This is a genomic window from Streptomyces sp. NPDC126510 (assembly GCF_040302345.1).
Lineage (GTDB): Bacteria > Actinomycetota > Actinomycetes > Streptomycetales > Streptomycetaceae > Streptomyces.
This window is the reverse complement of record NZ_JBEORR010000031.1, coordinates 58,226-77,996: the sequence shown is the minus strand read 5'-3', so window position 1 is coordinate 77,996 and position 19,771 is coordinate 58,226. Positions and strand designations below refer to the sequence as shown.

Below are 19,771 nucleotides of genomic sequence, written 5' to 3'. Positions count from 1 at the left end.
TTCACGGACGCCAGGAGCCGGCCGTCTCTCACTCGGCCGACAGCGCGGTGAGCACGAACGTGAAATCGGCGGGGCCGACTTCGAGCCGGTACCCGGGCAGGACACCCGGTCCGACGGCGCCGGAACCCAGGCCCTGCACGACGTGGTCGGTGTGCAGGTGCACGGTCGGCCCGGGAGTCAGGTCGGTCTGATGCCGCGCTTCGGCCAGGTGCCGGTCGCTCCACCTGCGAGCCGCCAGGTTGAACAGCTCGGCCCCCTCGACGCGCAGGCCCGTGCCCCGCTCGTCGACGATCTCGGCCCAGCGCACATCGGCCCGGTTGCCGTTGTCCTGTGGGCGCACGTACGGGGTCTGCAGCTCGTCGACACTCGCCCGGAAGCGGCCGACCCGGGCCGCCTGCCGGGAGTCGGGGTAGGCCTCACCCGGTCCCGCTCCGAACCAGCCGACCCGGGACCACTCCCCGGGCAGTTCCCAGTGCAGGCCGATGCGGGCGAGGGAGGGCGCCTTGTTCCGGCGGACGAGTTCCGCGTACTGATCCGGCGGCAGGTCCGCTTCCACCATCGACTCCCGGAAGTGGTCGTCCCTCTCGGGCCAGTGGCCGACCGGCTCGGTGTGGACGCGCACCCGCAGGCGCTGCCCGTCCGTCTCCCAGCGGTACGTGGTGAGGTAACCGCAGTCCGAAGCGGAGGCGGCACTGCGCACCACGACGGTCAGACCCTCCGCGTCCGGGTCGGCGGACACCGTCCGATGGCGCAGCCGCTGGAGGCCGCGTGCCTCCCAGTACATGGCGTCGCGCTGGGCCCAGGCGCGGTCGTTGTCGGTCGGCGCCCGCCACAGGGACAGCCGCGGCCCGTCGAACGCGTGGTCCCCGAGGCCGAGCAGACGTCCGGTGCGCCGGTCGAAACGGGCCGGGCCGAGAAGGATCTGCGCGCCCTCGCACTCGGCGGCCTGCAGCCCGGTGCCCAGTACCGCGCGGACCGCCTCGCCGCCGGAGGGCGGCAACGGGACCTGGCCCCAGGCCACCACGTGCCCCTCGGGAGCCCATACGGCGGGCTTGGCCAGCTCCGCCTGGACGGTCAGCCAGCACTCGCCGTCGCCGTAGCCGTTCGTGGCCGTGGACGGGAGGGGGATCTCGGTCTCCTCCCCGGCGCCGAGGTCCGGCGTCGTAAGCGTGCCCTCGTCGACCAGGACGCCGTCCCGGGCGAGTGACCAGGTGAACCGCAGATGCGACAGGTCGACGATGTCGTAGCGGTTGTGCACGCGGAGCCGGCCGGGGGTGCTGCCGGGGCCGATGGCGACGGGCTCGACGACCTTTTGGTACTCCAGCAGGCCCGGCGACGGGGTGCCGTCCGGGAAGGCAAGTCCGTCGCAGATGAAGTTGCCGTCGTGCACCTCCTCCCCGAAGTCACCCCCGTAGGCGAAGAACGCACGGCCCTGGTCGTCGGTGGTGCGCAGGCCCTGGTCCTTCCACTCCCACACGAACCCGCCCTGGACCCGCGGGTACCGGTCGCACAGCCGCATGTACTCGGCCAGTGCGCCGGGGCCGTTGCCCATCGCGTGGGCGAACTCCGTGTAGAGGAACGGCATACGGTTGCGCGGCTCGTCCGCCGGGTCGCCTTCGCCGTCGGTGGCGGGGTAGAACTTCTCGCCCGGCCGCAGCAGACCCCGGCCGATGCGGCTGACGTCGGCCGGCGTGCGGTACATCTCGCCGTAGAGGTCGACGTAGCGGGCCAAGCGGTCGCCCTCGTAGTGGATGGGCCGGGACGGGTCCCGCTCGCGGATCCAGACAGCCATCGCTTCGAGGTTGCGGCCGTCGCCGGCCTCGTTGCCCAGCGACCAGGAGATGACGCTGGCGTGGTTCTTGTCGCGTTCCACGGTCCGCTCGGCACGGTCCAGATACGCCTCACGCCAAGGGGGGTCGTCGGACGGGTTGCCCAGCCAGGGTTCCGGCTTCGTCATCTCGAACCCGTGGGTCTCCAGGTCGCATTCGAGCATCACCCACAGGCCGTACTCGTCGCACAGATCGAGGAACGCCGGGTGGGGCGGATAGTGCGAGGTGCGTACGGCGTTGATGTTGTGCCGCTTCATCGACAGCACGTCGTCACGCATGTCGTCGACGGTGACGCAGCGGCCGCGGTCGGGATGGAACTCGTGCCGGTTGACACCGCGCAGGACCACCCGGCGGCCGTTGACGGTCAGGATGCCGGAGTCGGTGACGGCGACCGTGCGGAAGCCGATGCGCAGGCCGGCCACCTCGCCGCGCGTCGTGACCACGGCGTCGTAGAGGTGGGGGTCCTCCGCGCTCCACGGCCGTACCCCGTCGAACGTGAACGTGTCGGTGACGGAGGCGTCCGTGACCCCGAACGCGGGGATGCTGACCGTGGCTTCCGCGTCCGTGTCCACGTCGATCCGCAGCCGGCCCGCGCCGGTCGCCACGTCGTAGTCGGCGTGCACGAACACGTCCCGGATGCCGTCGGCCGGGCGGGCCAGCAGGGACACGTCCCGGATGATCCCCGCCAGCCGCCAGGTGTCCTGGTCCTCCAGGTACGTGCCCGACGAGTACTGGTGAACCCGCACGGCCAGCACGTTGCGTCCGGGCCGCAGCGCGTCGGTCACGTCGAACTCGGCGGCCAGGCGGCTGCCCAGGGTCACGCCGAGCTCCACGCCGTTGAGCCAGACCCGCGCGCAGGACTCCACGCCCTCGAAACGCACCACGGCGGGCGTTCCGGTCCACGTCTCGGGCAGGTCGAAGACACGGCGGTAATCACCGGTCGGGTTCTCGTCGGGGACGTACGGGGGGTCCAGGGGGATGGGGTGGGGGATGTTCAGGTACACGGGCTTGCCGTAGCCGTGCAACTGCCAGTGGGCGGGGACGGGCAGCCGGTCCCAATCCCCGTCGTGGAAAGCGGGAAGTTCGAAGCCGTCCGTCTCGTCGAGTCCGGTGGGCGAGAACCGGAAGGCCCATTGGCCGTTCAGGTCGATCCTCGGGGCGTTCGAGGAGAAGGCGGATCGGGGGCTCGTCCTGCCGTAGCCGGGGGAGAGTGCCTCGAAGTAACGCGGGGGCATAACGCTCCTTTTTACGCGTCGCGAAAGTATCGCGAGCGGCCGTGGTGTCGAAGGTGCCGTGCGGGAGGCGTTGTGATCGGCTTCGTGCCTGGTCAAGCGAGTCTCAGTGGTGTGTTCCCGGACTCCTGCCGATTGCGAAAGTCCCGGGTATGCTTTCGTGACTCCCCGGGGTCTCGCGGGGGGTGCCGGAATGACGGCCTCACTGGGCGAGGGATGGGAAAGGCAACGTGCCGGACAACCGATCAGAAGCGCCTTCCACGGAAGAGACGGAAGAGTCGGAAGAACAGCGCACGGGCGGTGGTGGGCCGGCGGCCGTCACCATCGCGTACATCGCCGAGTCCGCCGGCGTCTCCGTCCCCACCGTGTCGAAGGTGCTCAACGGCCGGTCCGGTGTGTCCGACGAGACCCGGTCCCGCATCGAGGAACTGATCCAGCGGTACGGCTACCGCAAGCCGCCGAAGAACCGCAGCAACCTCGTGGAGCTCGTGTTCCGCGAGCTGGAGAGCATGTGGGCCGTGGAGATCATCCGGGGGGTGGAACGGGCGGCCCGCAGGAACAAGGTCGGTGTCCTGGTCTCGGAGTTCGGTCTTCACGACACACCGGCCCGGACCATCGACGAGACCGTAGGGCGGCGCCCGCAGTGTGTCCTGTCGGTGGCGTGGCTGGCGGAGGACGAGCGGGACCAGCTGAAGGCGAAGGGCATCCCGTTCGTCGTGTTCGATCCGAACGGGGAACTCCCCGACGACGTGCCGTTCGTGGGTGCGACCAACTGGCGGGGAGGCCAGGCCGCGACCCGGCACCTGATCGATCTGGGGCACCGGCGCATCGCCATGATCACCGGGCCTGACCATCCTTTCTGTCTGGCGCGGTCCTCCGGCTATGTCTCGGCACTCGCCGAGGCCGGTCTGCCGGTGGACCCGAATCTGATGGTCAAGACCCTGCTCACCCGCGAGGACGGCTGCATCGCGGCCCGCGACCTGCTCTCCCGGGACGATCGCCCGACCGCCGTCTTCACCGCCAACGACATGCAGGCCCTCGGCGTCTACCAGGCGGCGCGCGAGCTGGGACTGAGCATCCCGGAGGACCTGAGCGTGGTGGGTTTCGACGACGTACCGGCCGTGGCCTGGGTCGACCCGCCCCTGACCACGGTCCACCAGCCCCTCGCCGACATGGCCGTGGCCGCCACCGAACTGGCGCTGGCCCTGGGACGTGGGGAGGACGTGCCCCAGGTCGGACTGGAGATCGCGACCACGCTCACCGTCCGGGAGAGCACGGCGCCGCCCAAGAGCTGAGGGAACCGAACCCCGGGTGCCAGGACGGCACCCGGGGCGAGGGGGACACGGTCAGGCGACGGTTCCCGTCACCGAGCCTCCGCTCTTGGTCACGCGGTACGTCACGGTCGCGCCGCTCCAGAAGTGGAAGGTGAGCGTGACCTGCGTACCGTCACGCAGGGCGTTGAGGTAGGCGGGGGTCAGGGTGAGGGTGTTGCCTGAGTAGTTGGGGGAGAAGGCGCCGTTGAACTCCTGATACGGGGTCCAGTCGGTGTTACCGGCGGCACTGCCGTCGGCGTACTTGGACTCCATGGTCGCCAGCTGGTCACCGCGGAACTGGGTGGGGATGCCGAGCCCGTCGGAGGTGTTGCCGCTCGCGCCCGAGAGCACCGGCCTGTCGTACGTGGTCACGTAGATGTTCCAGGGAACGCCGGCGGAGAAACGGGCCTGGATCGTCGCGTTGATCCCGTAGGCGCGGTTGCCGGCCAGTCTGGTGAGGGCGGAGGCCGTGAGGGTCAGCTGGTTGCCGGAGACGGTGTAGTCCCGGCCCCGGACGAGTGGGGTGTTGCCCTGCCAGAGGCCCCGGAAGGTGGTGCCGTTCGGGTTCAGCGTGAGCGTCCTGGCCGCGATGGCGCTCGACTTCGCCAGGTAGATCCGGTCCGAGGACGCGGTTCCCGAGCGGGTGGTCCAGCTGGACTTGATCGCGGCGAACAGCGCGGGGTCGGACCACTGGAGGGTGGTGCGGTTCAGGTAGTTCCAGCTTCCCGCGTCCCACAGGGCCGTGGTCACACCGGCGGTGCGGGCGTTGTAGCCGAGCTGCTCGTAGAACTTCAGCGCCTCGCCCCGCTCGATGCGGGTGGGGTGGTTGGAGTCGGGGAACTGCAGCAGGCCGTACTCACCGAGGTAGACGGGGATGCCCTTGGACGTGAGGGTGGCACGGATCCTGGAGAAGTTGTCGCTCATGTCCTTCTGCGAGGTGGCGTCGAACGTGGTGCCGCCCGCGACGTTCACGCTGAAGGGGTAGTAGCCGTAGTAGTGCACGGTGGCCACGAGATTCTTGTCGTTCAGCGCCTTCATCTCGCCGGCCAGGGCGTCCAGGAACGCCTGGCCGGAATTGGTGTGCAGGGTGGGCAGGACGAGCAGCCGGGTCGCGTTGTTGCCCCCGGACTGGCGTACCACGGTGTGGAACGCGGTGTTCAGCTCGCTGTTGTACTGGATGCCCTGGGCGTCGGTCGTGTTGTTGAACTGCGGCTCGTTGTTGCTCTCGAACAGCAGGCTCGGCGGGTAGTTTCTGAACTTCGCGGCGATCTGGGTCCAGCTGGCCTTGAAGCGGGCCAGGACGCCGTCATGGTCGGTGGGCATGTCGGCGATCCACTGCCACGAGTCGTGATGCACGTTGATCACGACGTACAGACCGTCGGCCAGGGCCATGTCGACGACTTCCTTGACGCGGTTCATCCACGTCGCGTCGATCGTGTACGGGGCCGTGGAGGACTGGTGGTCGGTCCAGGTGACGGGGATACGGACGCTGCGGAAGCCCTGCGCTTTGATGGTGTCGAACACGGCCTTGGTGGCCTTCGGGTTGCCCCAGGACGTCTCGTCGGGAATGGCGTCCAGGGTGTTGCCCAGGTTCCAGCTGGGCTGCATCGCGGCCACCGTCTCCATCGGCGTGGCGGCGAGCTTCGGGAGCCGTATCGGGAGCGAGCCCTGACGGTCGGGTGCGGCGAAGGCCGCGGTGCTGGTCACCCCGATCATGGTGACCAGCGCCAGCAGGAGGCCGAGCACACGGCCCGGGCCGCGACTGCGGCGGTCGGTGAGGTGGTGCGATCTCTTCATGTGTGACCCTTCTCTGTCAGCCGGGCGAGGCCCGCCCGTGGGGGGATGGTGCGTTCAGGTGGTCGAGGAAGAGCGGTTCCGGCGGAGTCCGGGCGCCGGGTCAGGAGCCGAGGGGCTCGTAGTCGAACCAGTCGAAGTGGACCGTGCCGGCCGCGGCGTACAGGCCGATGACCCGGCCGGTGAAGCCGCCTGCCACCTCGGTCGACAGGTAGCGGCCGTCGAGGGCGCCGAGCTCGGTGAACGTGCCGTCCGGCTCCTCGACGCCGAACGTGAGGGTGTCCGGCCCGGTGCGGGCGTCCCGCGGAGTCGTGGGGGAGACGCGAAGGCCGAGGACCACGGGCCCGGCGGGCACGGACCGTGACGCCACGACGGTGCGCAGGGGTCCCACCCGGGCGAGCACCCGCACCTCTCCTGCGGACGCCTCGATCTCGTAGTGGTGCTCCTCGTCCAGGCGGACCGCGAGGCCGCCGCGGCCCTCCGCCGGGTCGACACGGGTCCGCGCGCCGCACGCCAGGTGTTGCTGACGGCGACCGACGAACACGACGTCCCGTTCGTCGAGCGAGGCGCCGCGGGCGCGCAGGGTCAGCCAGCCGGAGCGTTCCTTGGTGGTGCAGTGCTCCACGAGACGGTCCCGCACGGAGATCCACTGCGGTCGTAGCTCACTGAGGTCGAAGTCGTCACGGACGGGCTCGGCGGGCACGGGGACGAGCGGCCAGGCCGGCGCGGGCAGTTCGGACGGCACCTCGCCGACGACCGGCCATCCGTCCACCCACTCCACCGGCGCCAGGAACGTCTCACGGCCCAGCACGTGCCAGCCCGGCGTGCCGCCCCGAGGCCGGACGGCGAGCAGCACCATCCACCACGAGCCGTCGGGCGCCTGGAGCAGATCCGCGTGTCCGGTGTTCTGAACAGGCCGGTTGGTGCCGCGGTGGGTCAGGAACGGGTTGTGCGGGCACGGCTCGAACGGGCCGGAGGGAGACGTCCCGCGGGCGATCGAGACGGCGTGACCGCGCTCGGTGCCGCCCTCGGCGATGAGCAGGTACCAGTACGCGCCGATGCGGTACAGGTGCGGTGCCTCCGGGGCCATCGCGTCGACGCCGCCGGACCAGAGCGGTTGCGGCTCGCCGAGCGTCTCTCCGGTGGACGGGTCGATGCGCACCTGCGAGACCCCGGCGGTCGTGCACCAGCAGGTGCCGTCCTCGTCCCAGGCGAGGTCCGGGTCGATGCCCCCGATCCCCGACAGCCGCACCGGCTCGGACCAGGGCCCGGCCGGATCGGTGGCGGAGAACAGCAGGTTCCCCTCACCCTTGGCCACGTTGGTGACGATCAGCCAGAAACGGCCGTCGTGGTGGCGCAGCGTGGGGGCGTAGATGCCACCGGAGGACGCCGTGTCCGTGGTCAGGCGGAGCTGGCTGGGCCGGTCCAGGGCGTTGCCGATCTGTTTCCAGTGCACCAGATCGCGACTGTGGAAGACGGGGATGCCGGGGAAGTACTCGAAGCTGGAGCACACCAGGTAGTAGTCGTCACCCACACGGCACACGCTGGGGTCCGGATGGAGTCCGGGGATGACGGGGTTGGCCACGACGGTCTGGGGGAGCTGCTTCTCTGACACTCGGTCAAATCCTTCTGTTCAGCGGTTGGTCGACGTGCTGTCGAGGCGGAGCAGTACTGCGGAGGGAGTCGTGGGCAGCGTCAGCGTGAGGTCGGCGGTGTCGGGGTCCCAGGCGACGTCGGCCCGGCTCGCGGTGGGGTAGAGCACGTCCGGGTGGGCCGCGGAGCCCCGGAGGTGCGGCAGGGCGAGACGGGTGGTGGCTTCGGCGCCGGGGCGGCGCCAGACCGTGAGGTAGGTGGTTTCGGGGGTGTGCAGTGCGAGGGCGAGCCACGGGTCGTCCCAGGCCGGCAGTCCGAGTGGCCAGGTGGGGACGGCCCGGGCCAGGTCGGCGCGGATGGCCTTGTACACGCTGACGGCCTCGTGCACGAGGGCGAGGGCCTCGGGCCGCAGGTCCGGCAGCAGACCCGACAGATGGATGCGGCCGAGGAGGGCGTTGGCCATGGTGAAGGCCACTTCGTCCAAGGAGTCCTGCGGCAGCGGGTAGGCCCAGACGGCGCCCTGCTCGGGGGTGACCGCGGTCGGGGCGGAGGCGGCGATGGGCGCGTACAGCTGAAGATTCTGCTGATCACTGGTGGACTGCAGTTGCAGCCGGGACAGCAGCGCGTAGTCCCAGCGCATGCCGCCGGACGAGCAGTTCTCCACCACCAGCTGCGGAAAGCGGTCCAGGATGGCGTCGAGCCAGTCGAGGTGCGCCCGGTTGTGACCGAGCAGGCCGGCGCCCGGTGTTTCCCCGGGGTGGGCACTGGTACCGGAGCCCGGGTCGATGTTGTGGTCGAGTTTGAGGTAGCCGACGCCCCACTCGCCGACCAGTCGGTCCACGACCTGGTCCAAGTGGGCGCGGGCGGCGGGGTGGCGCAGGTCGAGGTGGTGCCGGCCGGTCTCCGTGACGCGGACACCGTCCCGGCGGAAGAACGCCTCGTCCGGGAGGGACTTGGCCATGGGGCTGCGGACGCCGATCACCTCAGGCTCCAGCCACAGACCGGGGACCATGCCGCGCTCCCGGATGCGGTCCAGCACCTCGTGGATCCCGCGCTCGCCGGGGAAACGCGAGGCGGCGGGCTCCCAGGCGCCCACGCTGTCCCACCAGCCGCCGTTCTCGCCGTCGTACCAGCCGGCGTCGATGACGAAGTACTCCGCCCCCGCGTCGGCGGCCGCGTCGATCAGCGGCAGCAGCTTCTCGGTCGTGGGGTCGCCCATCAGGCAGTTCATGTAGTCGTTGAAGATGACGGGAAGCCTCTGGTGGTCCTGGTGCGGGCGGCGGAGGACGCGCCGGTAGCGGGTGAGCGCGGCGAACGCCTCGTCCGGGCCGCCGTCGTCGCCGCAGGCGAGCGCGACCGGTACGGCGGCGAACTCCGCGCCGGGCTCCAGCGGATGCCGCCAGCCGTGGTGGGTGTCGTTCGGGCCGAACAGGGCCAGGTAGGCCAGCGTGTCGCGTTCGCCGCACGCCCAGTGCCAGCCGCCGCCGTTGTGCTCGATCTGCCACAGCCAGGTACGGCCCGTGCCCCGGTCGGTCAGGCCGCCCATGGGTAGTCGGCCGCAGCTGGACCACACGCCCCGCCCGGTCCGCGTGAACTCGCCCTTGCCGTTGTCGTAGACGACGCGGTCGTCCAGGACCGGTGAGGTCACCCGCATCGGCCGTCGCTGCCACCGGCATTCGGCGACCCAGTCGTTCTCGGCCCACAGCAGGTCCGCCGCCTCGATGGCCTCCGGCCCGTCGGCGAGAGCGCCCACGACGAGAGAGGAGACCGACTCCAGGTGGAGCATGGTCTCCCCGTCGTTGCGCAGGGCCACTTCGGCGCGCAGCACGGGCACGCCGTCCGGTGAGCGGTAGGTGACCTCCGCGGCGAGACCGGTCTCGGGGTCGTGAAGCCGGACCGTGAGCACGTGCCACTCGCCGTCGCCCGTCACTCGGTGCTCGCGGTACCGCAGACGCGCGCCGAGGGAGGTGTCGATGAGGCGCCCGCCCGACCAGGCGCGGCCGTGGCCCGCGGCCGTCACCTCCACCAGTGGCAGCGGAGGCCAGGTGCGCCGCTCGGGAGGCGTGCCGCCGGGGCGGCCGATCCGCGTGAGGCGGGCGATGCCGTCCTCGGCGACGCCGATCTCGACCTCCAGGGCCCGGTGGCCCCATCGGAGGATCTGCGGTGCGCTGGTCATGGTTGCCTTTCCGGTCGGTCGGCGGGGTTCAGGCGATGCGGAGCACGACGCAGCCGCCGGGCGGCAGTTCGGACACCGGGGCTGCCGTGAGCAGGTCGTGGGCGGGCTCGGGCAGGGGCACGGCTTCGGTTCGGTGGTTGATCAGGAAGCGCCAGCGGCGGCCGTCCGGGGCGTGCCGGGTCACGGCCTCGACCCGGGGAGGCAGGCCCTGCATCTCGGGGCCCACGCCCGCCTCGTCGAGGAGCCGGGCGACCAGGGCCGTGTAGTCGGCGTCGTCGAGACGGGTCGAGAGGTACCAGCCCTGTCCGGCGCCGAAGCGGCGACGGGTGAGCGCCGGGCTGCCGGCGAGCATGCCGTGGGTGTAGGCGGCGAGCGGCTGCGCACCGGCGCTGCGCAGGGACTCGCTCCACACGGTGCCGTGCGACCCGTCCGACAGGGTGACCCGCTCGTCTTGCCGCAGCGGCCGGTACTCCTCGACGCGGATGCCCAGGGCCTCGCGCAGCGGAGGGGCCGGATACCCGCCGAGACGGGCGTGCAGGCGGTCGTCGACGTATCCGCTCGCGTGCTGCACCAGAAGCGTTCCGCCGTCGGCGACGTAGCGGCGCAGGTTCTCGGCTGCGTCATCGGAGAGGAGGAAGAGTGCCGGTGCGATGACGAGCGGGTAGCGACCCAGATCGTGTTCGGGGTGGGCGAAGTCGACCGTGACGCCGGCGTCCCACAGAGCGCGGTGGGCCCGCCCGAGTGCCGCGTGGTAGTCGAGGCCCGCCGAGGGCAGGCCGTCCACGCCGAGTGCCCACCACGCGTCCGCGTCGTGCAGGACGGCCACCGACCCGGCGACCGTCGACCCCGCCAGCTCGCCGAGCCGGGCGACCGCCTCGCCGGTCTGTACGACCTCGCGGAAGATGCGGCTGTCGGGCCCCGCGTGCGGCACCATCGCCGAGTGCCATGTCTCGGCGCCGGCCCGGGACTGCCGCCACTGGAAGAAGAGGGCGCCCTCCGAACCGCGCGCGATGTGGCCGAGAGTGTGGCGCAGGACGTCCCCGGGGTCCTTGGCGAGGACCCGGTCCCGGTCGTACACCGTGCTGGTGCCCTGCTCCATCAGCAGCCACGGCCGTCCGCCGCCCAGTGAGCGGGCGCGGTCGGCGTGGAAGGCGGCGTCGGCGGCGGCACCCAGACCCGGAGCGCTCGGGTACTGGTCGGAGCTGACCACATCGAGCTCGCGGGCGAGGGCCCACAGATCCATGTTCTGGTAGGCGGGCAGCATGAGGTTGGTCGTCACCGGGCGGTCGCTGTGCGCGCGGATCGCCTCGCGCTGCTCGCGGTAGGCGGCGATCACCTCGTCGGACCAGAAGCGGCGGAAGTCGAGGTGCTGGCCGGGGTTCCCGTGCCAGTTGGTCGCGCGCGGCGGCAGCACCTGCTCCCAGGAGCCGTAGCGCTGGCTCCAGAAGGCCGTCCCCCACGCCTCGTTGAGGGCGTCCAGCGATCCGTGTCGGGCGCGCAGCCACACCCGGAACGCTGCCGCCGTGTGGTCGCAGTAGCACAGCGTGGCGTACTCGTTGTGCACGTGCCACAGCGCGAGGGCGGGGTGGTCGCCGTAGCGCTCCGCGAGGGCCCCGGCGATCCGGCGGGCCGCGTTCCGGTACGCGGGAGCGGTCAGGCAGTAGGTGTCCCGGCTGCCGTGGGTGAGGCGGGTGCCGTCAGGCCGTACGGTCAGCGCGTCCGGGTGGGCCAGGGTGAACCAGGGCGGCGGGGAGGCGGTGGGGGTGGCCAGGTCGACGGCCACGCCGTTCGCGTGCAGGCGGTCGATGTGGGCGTCGAGCCAGGCGAAGTCGTAGCGCCCCTCCTCGGGTTCCAGCAGGGCCCAGGAGAAGACACCGACGGTGGCCAGGTTGACCCTGGCCCGGCGCATCAGCTCGTCGTCCTCCTTCCAGACCGGTTCGTCCCACTGCTCCGGGTTGTAGTCGCCGCCGAAGGCGAGTCCGCCCAGACGGTCGGTGAGACTGAACGAGGTCATGGGCCCTCCCGGTGGATCGACTTGGCGAGAGTGGTGCTCTGGCGCACGGTCAGAAGCGGCGAAAGCAGCAACCGTTCGTCCTTCGGCGGCTCGCCGCGCGCCGCGGCGTCGAGCCGGCGCATCAGCTGCTCGACCGCCACCCGGCCGAGTTCGGGCGCCGGTCCGGAGACGGCGGTGAGCAGGGGCGCGTGCTGTTCGGCCAACTGCTCAGGGCACAGCGCGACCACCGAGGCGTCCTCGGGGACCGCACGCCCACTGATGCGCAACAGGCCCAGAAGCGGGCCGATCGCCCCCTCGTTCTGCACCACGAAACCCGTGGTGTCGGGCCGGTCGGCCAGGACGCGGGCGAGGGTTCCGGCGGTGCCTTCGTAGGTGCCGTCGCACGGACGGTGCAGAAACCGCAGGCCGCGGCTCTCCGCGCGGTCGCGGAACCCCGCCAGGGTGCGTTCCGCGTATCCGGCGTGGCGCTCGTAGACACCCGCCGCGTAGCCGACGAAGGCGACGTGCCGGTGACCGAGGTCCGCGAGGTGGTCAGCGCACAGTGCCCCGGCGGAGGCGAAGTCGTGGTCGACGCAGGACAGTCCGCGCGGATCGTCGGGCAGGCCGATGAGCACGGCCTGCGTGCCCTCGGCCCGCAGCGCGGGCAGGCGCCTGTCGTCCAGTACGACGTCCATGAGGATCACACCGTCCGCGAGGCCGCTCGCCGCGACCCGGCGCACTCCCTCGGGGCCCTCGTCACTGGTGACCAGCAGGACGTCGTAGCCGTGCAGGCGGGCCGCCGTGGTGACCGAGACGGCGATCTCCATCATGATCGGGACGTACACGTCGGTGCGCAGCGGCACCGCGAGGGCGATGATGTGCGAGCGGCGGCCCGCCAGGGCACGGGCGCCGGCGTTGGGGTGGTAGCCGAGCGCGGCCACGGAACGCTGGACGCGCAGCCGGGTCGCGTCGGAGATCGGACGCTTGCCGTTGAGCGCGTAACTGACGGTGCTGGACGAGACGCCCGCGTGTCGTGCCACATCGGCGATGGTCACCATGCTGTCCGCGGGTCCTTCCTGGGTGTGTGGGGGAGCGGCTCCGCTCCGGCAGCGGGGTTGGGCAGGGGGAGCCGCTCCCGGTCCGAGGGGGGCGGGGGTGCCGGCGAGTGGCCGGTTCACCCCTTGATCGCGCCCGTGAGCACACCGGTGCGGAAGTGCTTCTGGACGAACGGATAGACGATCAGCAGCGGTACGAGCGTCAGCACGACCACCGCCATCTGCAGCGAGAGCGGAGCGGTCTGCGCGCCGGCGCTGCCGAAGCCGGAGTTGACCGAGCCGGGCAGGCCCACGCCTCGGTTGACGTAGGTCAGCAGCACGTACTGAAGGGGCCACTTCTCGCTCTCCGTCGGCATGTACAACATGACGTTGAAGAAGGAGTTCCAGTAGCCGACGCCGTAGAAGAGGGCGATCACCGCGGTCACCGCCCGTGAGGTGGGCAGGACGACCGACCAGAGGATGCGCCAGTCGCCGGCGCCGTCCGCCCGGGCCGCGTCGATCAGCTCGCCGGAGGTCGAGGAGTAGAAGGAGCGCAGCACCAGGATGTTGAAGACGGAGACGACGCTCGGCAGGATCAGCGCCCAGTACTGGTTGTAGCCGCCGAGCCCGGTGACCACCAGGAAGGTGGGGATCATGCCGCCGCCTACGAACATCGTGATGATGAGCAGAAGCAGGATGAAGCGGTGCCCGAGCGAGCGGGACCTGGACAGGCCGTAGGCGCACAGGACCGAGACCACCATCGACAGCCCGGTGCCGACCACGGTGATGCCGAGGCTCACCAGCAGCGCGGTGCGTACGGTCGAGTCACCGAGCATCTCCCGGTAGGCCTGGAGACTCAGTCCGTCCGGCCAGATGACCAGGCCACCGGCGCGGTTGACGGCGCCGGGGGAGGAGACGCTGGTGAGAACGATGATCCACAACGGGACAACGATCACCGCCAGCACTCCACCCAGCGTCAGCCCCTTCGCCGCCTGGCCGACGGGGGTCGGCGGTTCCTCCCAGGCAGGGCGCCCGCTGCGTGATCTGCGCCGGACGGCCGGGGCCGCGGGGCTCCGTGAGACCACATGCCTGCGTTCGATCGTGGATGTGTTGGTCATTTCCGGTACAACCCGTCCTCCCCGAAGGCGTGCGCCAGCTTGTTGGCACCCCAGATCAGCAACAGCGAGATGACGCTCTTGAAGAGGCCGGCCGCCGCGCCGTAGCTGTAGTCGTTGGTCGCGATGCCGTAGTAGAAGGAGAAGGTGTCCAGGACGTCGGCAGCGTCGTGGCCGACCGACGCGCGCTGGATCAGGAACTGCTCGAAGCCCACCGACAGGGCGTTGCCGAGCCGCAGCACCAGCATCAGGACGATGACCCCGCGCAGGCCGGGCAGCGTGATGTGCCACATGCGCCGCCAGCGCCCCGCGCCGTCCACCGCCGCAGCCTCGTACATCTCGGTGTTGATCGCGGCCAGCGCGGCGAGGAAGACGATGATGCCCCAGCCGGCCTCCTTCCAGATCGCCTGGGAGGTGACCAGCAGCGCGAAGGTGTTCGGGTCGGTCATGATGTCCCAGGTACCGATGTCGTGCGTGCGCAGGAAATGGTTCAGGATGCCCGCGCCGCCCAGCATCTGCTGGAAGATCGTGATGGTGAGCACCCACGAGAAGAAGTGGGGCAGGTAGACGATCGACTGGAAGAAGTTGCGGATCCGTTCGCTGATCACGGTGTTCAGCAGCAGGGCCAGCGCGATCGGGATCGGGAAGAACAGGATCAGCTGGACGAAGCTCAGGTAGAGCGTGTTCTTCAGAGCCCCCCAGAATATCGGGTCGGTGAGCAGCCGCTTGAACTGGTCGAGGCCGGCCCAGTCGCTGTGCCAGACCCCGATCAGGGGGTCGTAGTACTGGAAGGCCGTGACGATCCCGAAGAGCGGCACGTAGTTGAAGACCAGCAGCAGGACGACCGTGGGCAGCGTCATGATGATGAGCGTCCGGTCGCGGCGCAGTCTGATGCGCCAGTTCAGCCGCTCGGGCTGTTGAGCATGCCGAGCCTCCGCCGTGCTCACTGGCCGGTCCCGTACTTGTCGAGCACGTTCTCGGTCATCCAGTGCTTCAGCCGGTTGCCGCTGCTCGACTTCCAGCTGGCGATGGCGGCCTGCACGTCCGAGACCTTCTTCTTGCCGCGGGTGCAGTCCTGGACCGTGTCGTCGACCGACTGCGCCGCCGCAGCCGTGGCGATGGACTGCGGCATGCTGATGTTCATGCCCCAGAAGACCGGCTTGTACAGGGCCTTCACATTGGCCGCCTGGAAGGCTGCGAAGTCCTTGGTGACCATGTCGGCACCCTGGTTGCTGATCACTGACGAGGCTTTGGCCAGGAACGGGTAGGTCTGCTGCTGGACGTACTTCTGGCCCGCGGCCGTGGCCGTGGGCACACCGTCCTTCATCGTGTAATGGATGCCTTCGACACCGTAGTTGACCATGGTGAACTCGCGTGACCCGTACGGGGCGGCCAGGTAGTCGGCGACCGCGAGCAGCTCCTCGATCTGGCTGGGCTTCAGCCTGGCGTTGAGGTAGCTGACGATGCTGGTGAAGCTGCCCATGAAGGTGCTGGGCTTGCTCTTGCCGTCGGCGGCGAAGAAGTTGAACGAGCCGCGCCGGTAGTTCTTGTCCGCGGCGACCCCCGACTGGTAGTCGGCGAGGTTCCAGGTGCCGGTGCCGCCGCCCACGATCAGCACCTTCCCGGAGTAGAAGCGGGGGCCCGAGGGGGTGTTCGCGAGCGCGTCCGGGTGCATGTAGCCGTTCTTGGCCAGCTTGTAGTGCCAGTCGAGCGCCTCCAGGAACTCCGGCATCTCGTACTTGTGGACGAGCTTGCCGTCCACGACCCTCCAGGTGTCCGGCAGGCCCCAGAAGGGGAAGGTGTAAGTCCACACCTGGTCGAAGGCCCACACGCCGCGCTTGGCGTCGGTGAGCTCCTTGCCGAGGTTCATCAGATCGTCGGCGGACTTCACGTCGTCCGGCGTGATGCCCTTGGCCTCCAGGATGTCGCGTCGGTAGAAGGTGGTGCCGGCGATGGAGAACCGGGTGGGCCCGCAGGGTATGCCGTACAGCTTGTTGCCCCAGGCGCCCGTCCGCCAGGCGCCGGTGGGGATCGCGGCGAGGTTGGGATACTTCTTGATCTTGTCGCCGGCCAGATAGGGCGTCAGGTCCGCGAGCTGGGAGCCCGCCAGCTGGCCGACGCTGAAGTTGGCGTTCCACCAGGACGGCAGCTGGATCCAGTCGGGCAGGCGTTTGGCGGCCGTCATGGTCGGGATGATGGTCGCGTAGTTGTTGCCGTCCGCGGGCTTGATGGTGAGGTCGACGCCCAGGGCCTTGTTCATGGCCTGGTAGAAGGAGTTGCCGGGCGGCGGCACGGTGCCCCACAGCGCGGTGACCGCGGTGTACTTGCCGCCCTTGCCGGGGACGCCGGAGACGGTGGTCGGGTGTTCGGTGGGGTAGCTAAGGAAGCCCGGGTCGGTGACCGCGTCCGGGCCGTTCGACACCGAGGGGATGTCCGGCTTGACGGCCGTGATGGGCACGTAGGCGGGCAGTGCCTTCTTCAGGCCCGACGCGGTGTTCGAACCGGTCTGTCCTCCTCCGCCGCTACCGCAGGCGGAGAGCAGGGGAGCCATCGCCGCGGCCCCTGCCACCGCCGTGGCCTTGCCGACGAAGCTTCTGCGGTTCAACTCGTTGCTCATGAGCGGCCCTTCTCCCTCGGAGCGTCGAAGCGCTTCACTTGGCGGCGAACGTTAATGACATGTTTCTCGCGAAACAAGAGGGAGATACCTAAGAAACTTTCTTTCCTTCCGCACATTGACAGCCTGCCAGGTCGGTGGGAGCGTCGAAGCGCTTCAACAATCCGAAACCGGCCTGCTTCTAGGGGTTTGTCTCGTGGGTTCCCCGTCTCTGACCGCCGCCGCTCGGTTCCCGTTCCGCGATCCCGCGCTGCCCATGGCGAAGCGCGTCGACGACCTGCTCGGGCGGCTGACGCTCGACGAGCGGATCGCCCTCCTGCACCAGTACACGCCGGCCGTCGAGCGACTCGGCCTCGCCGCGTTCCGCACTGGCACGGAAGCACTGCACGGTGTGTCCTGGCTCGGCGAAGCGACCGTCTTCCCGCAGGCCGTGGGGCTCGGCGCGACCTGGGACGAGGACCTGGTGCGGGAGGTCGCCCAGGCCGTCTCGGTCGAACTGCGCGCCTTCCACCGCCACCGCCCGACGGCGAACGGCGTCGGCACCAACAGCCTCCAGGCGTGGGCGCCCGTGCTGAACCTGCTGCGCGATCCGCGCTGGGGCCGCAACGAGGAGGGCTACTCCGAGGACCCGGAGCACACCGCCCGGCTCGGCACGGCCTACTGCCGAGGGCTGGCCGGCGACCACCCCACCTACCTGCGGGCCGCTCCGGTGCTCAAGCACTTCCTCGCCTACAACAACGAGGACGACCGCTGCGTCACCTCCTCCGGCCTGCGCCCCCGCGTGCTCCAGGAGTACGACCTGGCAGCCTTCAGGCCCGTCGTCGCCTCCGGCGCGGCCACCGGCGCGATGGCCGCGTACAACCTCGTGAACGGCCGCCCCTGCCACGTCAGTCCCCTCATCGCGACAGAACTGCGCGCCTGGGCCGCGCCGACCGGGCACGAACTCTTCGTGGTCAGCGACGCCGAGGCGCCGTCCAACCTGGTCGACCCGGAGCACTACTTCGCCGACCATCCCGAGGGACACGCGGCGGCACTGAAGGCCGGCATCGACAGCTTCACCGACCAGAACGAGGACAGCTCCACAGTCACCGGCCGCTTGCGGGAGGCCCTGGAGCGTGGCCTGATCGACGAGGCGGACATCGACCGCGCGGCCCGCCGTCACCTGCAACTCCGCTTCCGGCTCGGCGAGTTCGATCCCGACCTGGACCTGTACGCCGGAATCGGCGCGGACGTGATCGACTGCCCCGGCCACCGCGCCCTCGCCCGACGCGCCGCCACCGAGTCGGTGGTCCTGCTCAAGAACGACGACCTGCTGCCTCTTCGGGCGGAGCGGTCCCCCCGCATCGCGGTCATCGGCCCGCACGCCGACAGCGTGTACGAAGACTGGTACAGCGGCACCCTGCCGTACGAGGTCGGCATCGCGTCCGGGCTGCGTGCCGCCTCGGCGGAGGTCGTCACCGTCGAGGGCGCCGACCGGATCGTCCTGCGTTCGCACACCACGAGCGCACCCCTCTGCGGGACCGCGTTCGACGTCCAGGAGTGGGGAGGCGGCGCGCTGACGCTGCGCGACGCCGACACCGGCCGCTACCTCACCCGCAGGGACGACGACGCGCTCCTCCCGGACCGCACCGTCATCAAGAGCTGGTTCGTCAACGAAACTTTCCAACTGGAGCCCGACCCCCTCGGCGACCCCGGCACCGTCCTCCTGCGCAACATCCACAGCGGCCGCTACGCCGCGGTCGACCCCACGGACGGCCGGGTCGCCACCACCGCCGAGACACCGCAGGAGGCCGAACGCTGGCAGCACGAGCTGCTGCGGGACGGCACGGCCGAGGCCCGCGCCGCCGCCGAGGCGGCCGATGTCGCGATCGTCGTCCTCGGCAACCACCCGCTCATCGACGGCCGCGAGACCGAGGACCGTTCGGGCATCGCGCTGCCCGCGGCCCAAGAGGCCCTGCTGCGCGCGGTCGCCGCGGTCCGCCCGGAGACCGCCCTGGTCGTCATGAGCAGCTACCCCTACGCCCTCGACTGGGCCGACGAGCACCTGCCCGCCGTGATGTGGACGTCTCACGGCGGGCAGGAAACAGGCACGGCACTGGCCGCCGTCCTGCTGGGTGACGCCGACCCCGCCGGGCGCCTGCCGCAGACCTGGTACCGCGGCGACGACGAGCTGCCGCACCCCCTCGACTACGACGTCATCAAGGCGGGCTGGACCTACCAGTACCACCGGGCCGCACCCCGCTACGCCTTCGGGCACGGTCTGTCCTACACGGACTTCACCTACAGCGACCTGCGGCTGTCCACGGCGGAGTTGGCGGGGGACGGTGCGCTCGACGTGTCGGTGACCCTGTCGAACACCGGCGGCCGCACCGGAAGCGAGGTGGTGCAGCTCTACGTCCGGGCGCTGAACGCCCGTTACGAGGCGCCCAGGCTGCGGCTCGCCGACTTCCGCAAGGTACGGCTCGAACCCGGGGCGAGCCGGGAGATGGTCTTCCGGCTGCCCGCCGACCGGTTGGCACACTGGGACGTCGCCGCCGGCGCCTTCACCGTGGACCCCGGCGCCTACGAGGTCCTCGTAGCGCGGTCGGCCGAAAACGTGGTCCTGACCGCACCGTTGACGGTGACCGGGGCACCTCCCGAGCCTCGCGCGGTCGTCGGCCGCCGCACCCTGGCCGTCGCCTTCGACGACCACACGGCCGCCACCCTGGTCGACGCCGACCGCGCCGCCGGCGACGCCGTCGCCCCGGCCGACTCCGCACGCACCGCCACCCTGCTGTTCCGCCGCGCCGATCTGGCCGGCGCGACCCGCGTCGAGGCGCGGGTCGCGCGCGTGGACGCCGGCGGGGGAGAGGCACGGCTGGAGGTCCGCGCCGGGGACCGGCCGTTGGCCCAGCTCGCCGTACCGGTCACCGGGGGTCCTTACATCTGGACCACGGTGACGGCCGACGTCACGGCACCCGTCGACGGTGCCCACGACCTGCGACTGATCCTGCACGGCGACTTCCGCCTCTCCTCCTTCTCCTTTTCCGCGTCCGAGGCCGGACCCGCTTGAACGGTGCGGGGTATCACCGGCCGCCG

The 19,771-nt window shown here is 70.5% G+C and carries 11 protein-coding genes; 2 read left to right on the top strand and 9 right to left on the bottom strand.

Annotation, left to right across the window (positions count from 1 at the left end):
- Nucleotides 1-28: 28 nt before the first annotated feature.
- Entirely contained in the window at nt 29-3,064 is a 3,036-nt protein-coding gene (locus ABTX60_RS33760; RefSeq protein WP_352100829.1) for a glycoside hydrolase family 2 TIM barrel-domain containing protein, read from the bottom strand.
- Between the two features lie 227 nt (nt 3,065-3,291).
- On the opposite strand from ABTX60_RS33760, the gene ABTX60_RS33755 reads away from it, so the two are divergent.
- A complete protein-coding gene (locus ABTX60_RS33755; RefSeq protein WP_502992444.1) occupies nt 3,292-4,356 on the top strand; it encodes a LacI family DNA-binding transcriptional regulator in 1,065 nt (354 codons plus the stop codon).
- Between the two features lie 51 nt (nt 4,357-4,407).
- Here ABTX60_RS33755 and ABTX60_RS33750 read toward each other — a convergent pair whose 3' ends face one another.
- The 8 genes from ABTX60_RS33750 to ABTX60_RS33715 form a co-directional block, all read right to left on the bottom strand.
- Complete coding sequence (locus ABTX60_RS33750; RefSeq protein ID WP_352100828.1) at nt 4,408-6,171, bottom strand: cellulase family glycosylhydrolase; 1,764 nt, start codon at nt 6,169-6,171, stop codon at nt 4,408-4,410.
- Between the two features lie 100 nt (nt 6,172-6,271).
- Nucleotides 6,272-7,783, bottom strand: coding sequence for a glycoside hydrolase family 43 protein (locus tag ABTX60_RS33745; RefSeq protein ID WP_352100827.1), 1,512 nt, complete (start codon nt 7,781-7,783; stop codon nt 6,272-6,274).
- A gap of 18 nt (nt 7,784-7,801) precedes the next feature.
- A complete protein-coding gene (locus tag ABTX60_RS33740; RefSeq protein ID WP_352100826.1) occupies nt 7,802-9,937 on the bottom strand; it encodes an alpha-galactosidase in 2,136 nt (711 codons plus the stop codon).
- A gap of 28 nt (nt 9,938-9,965) precedes the next feature.
- Nucleotides 9,966-11,951 carry a beta-galactosidase gene (locus tag ABTX60_RS33735; RefSeq protein ID WP_352100825.1) on the bottom strand — a complete coding sequence of 662 codons (1,986 nt, stop codon included), beginning with the start codon at nt 11,949-11,951 and terminating at the stop codon, nt 9,966-9,968.
- A complete protein-coding gene (locus ABTX60_RS33730; protein ID WP_352100824.1) occupies nt 11,948-12,988 on the bottom strand; it encodes a LacI family DNA-binding transcriptional regulator in 1,041 nt (346 codons plus the stop codon). Before ABTX60_RS33730 ends, ABTX60_RS33735 begins: the two co-directional genes overlap by 4 nt.
- A gap of 116 nt (nt 12,989-13,104) precedes the next feature.
- Nucleotides 13,105-14,082 carry a carbohydrate ABC transporter permease gene (locus tag ABTX60_RS33725; RefSeq protein ID WP_352100823.1) on the bottom strand — a complete coding sequence of 326 codons (978 nt, stop codon included), beginning with the start codon at nt 14,080-14,082 and terminating at the stop codon, nt 13,105-13,107.
- The gene (locus ABTX60_RS33720) at nt 14,079-15,026 is read right to left on the bottom strand and encodes an ABC transporter permease (RefSeq protein WP_352100822.1); all 948 of its coding nucleotides are present in this window, start codon (nt 15,024-15,026) and stop codon (nt 14,079-14,081) included. Before ABTX60_RS33720 ends, ABTX60_RS33725 begins: the two co-directional genes overlap by 4 nt.
- Nucleotides 15,023-16,696 carry an ABC transporter substrate-binding protein gene (locus tag ABTX60_RS33715; RefSeq protein ID WP_352100821.1) on the bottom strand — a complete coding sequence of 558 codons (1,674 nt, stop codon included), beginning with the start codon at nt 16,694-16,696 and terminating at the stop codon, nt 15,023-15,025. Before ABTX60_RS33715 ends, ABTX60_RS33720 begins: the two co-directional genes overlap by 4 nt.
- Before the next feature lie 193 nt (nt 16,697-16,889).
- Between ABTX60_RS33715 and ABTX60_RS33710 the strand changes: the two genes are divergently transcribed.
- A complete protein-coding gene (locus ABTX60_RS33710; RefSeq protein WP_352100820.1) occupies nt 16,890-19,745 on the top strand; it encodes a glycoside hydrolase family 3 C-terminal domain-containing protein in 2,856 nt (951 codons plus the stop codon).
- Nucleotides 19,746-19,771 lie beyond the last annotated feature (26 nt).

Excerpts from the sequence above, each read along its gene's own strand:
- ABTX60_RS33760 (WP_352100829.1), bottom strand. The coding sequence starts at position 3,064 with ATGCCCCCGCGTTACTTCGAGGCACTCTCCCCCGGCTACGGCAGGACG.
- ABTX60_RS33750 (WP_352100828.1), bottom strand. The coding sequence starts at position 6,171 with ATGAAGAGATCGCACCACCTCACCGACCGCCGCAGTCGCGGCCCGGGC.
- ABTX60_RS33740 (WP_352100826.1), bottom strand. The coding sequence starts at position 9,937 with ATGACCAGCGCACCGCAGATCCTCCGATGGGGCCACCGGGCCCTGGAG.
- ABTX60_RS33735 (WP_352100825.1), bottom strand. The coding sequence starts at position 11,951 with ATGACCTCGTTCAGTCTCACCGACCGTCTGGGCGGACTCGCCTTCGGC.
- ABTX60_RS33730 (WP_352100824.1), bottom strand. The coding sequence starts at position 12,988 with ATGGTGACCATCGCCGATGTGGCACGACACGCGGGCGTCTCGTCCAGC.
- ABTX60_RS33725 (WP_352100823.1), bottom strand. The coding sequence starts at position 14,082 with ATGACCAACACATCCACGATCGAACGCAGGCATGTGGTCTCACGGAGC.
- ABTX60_RS33715 (WP_352100821.1), bottom strand. The coding sequence starts at position 16,696 with ATGAGCAACGAGTTGAACCGCAGAAGCTTCGTCGGCAAGGCCACGGCG.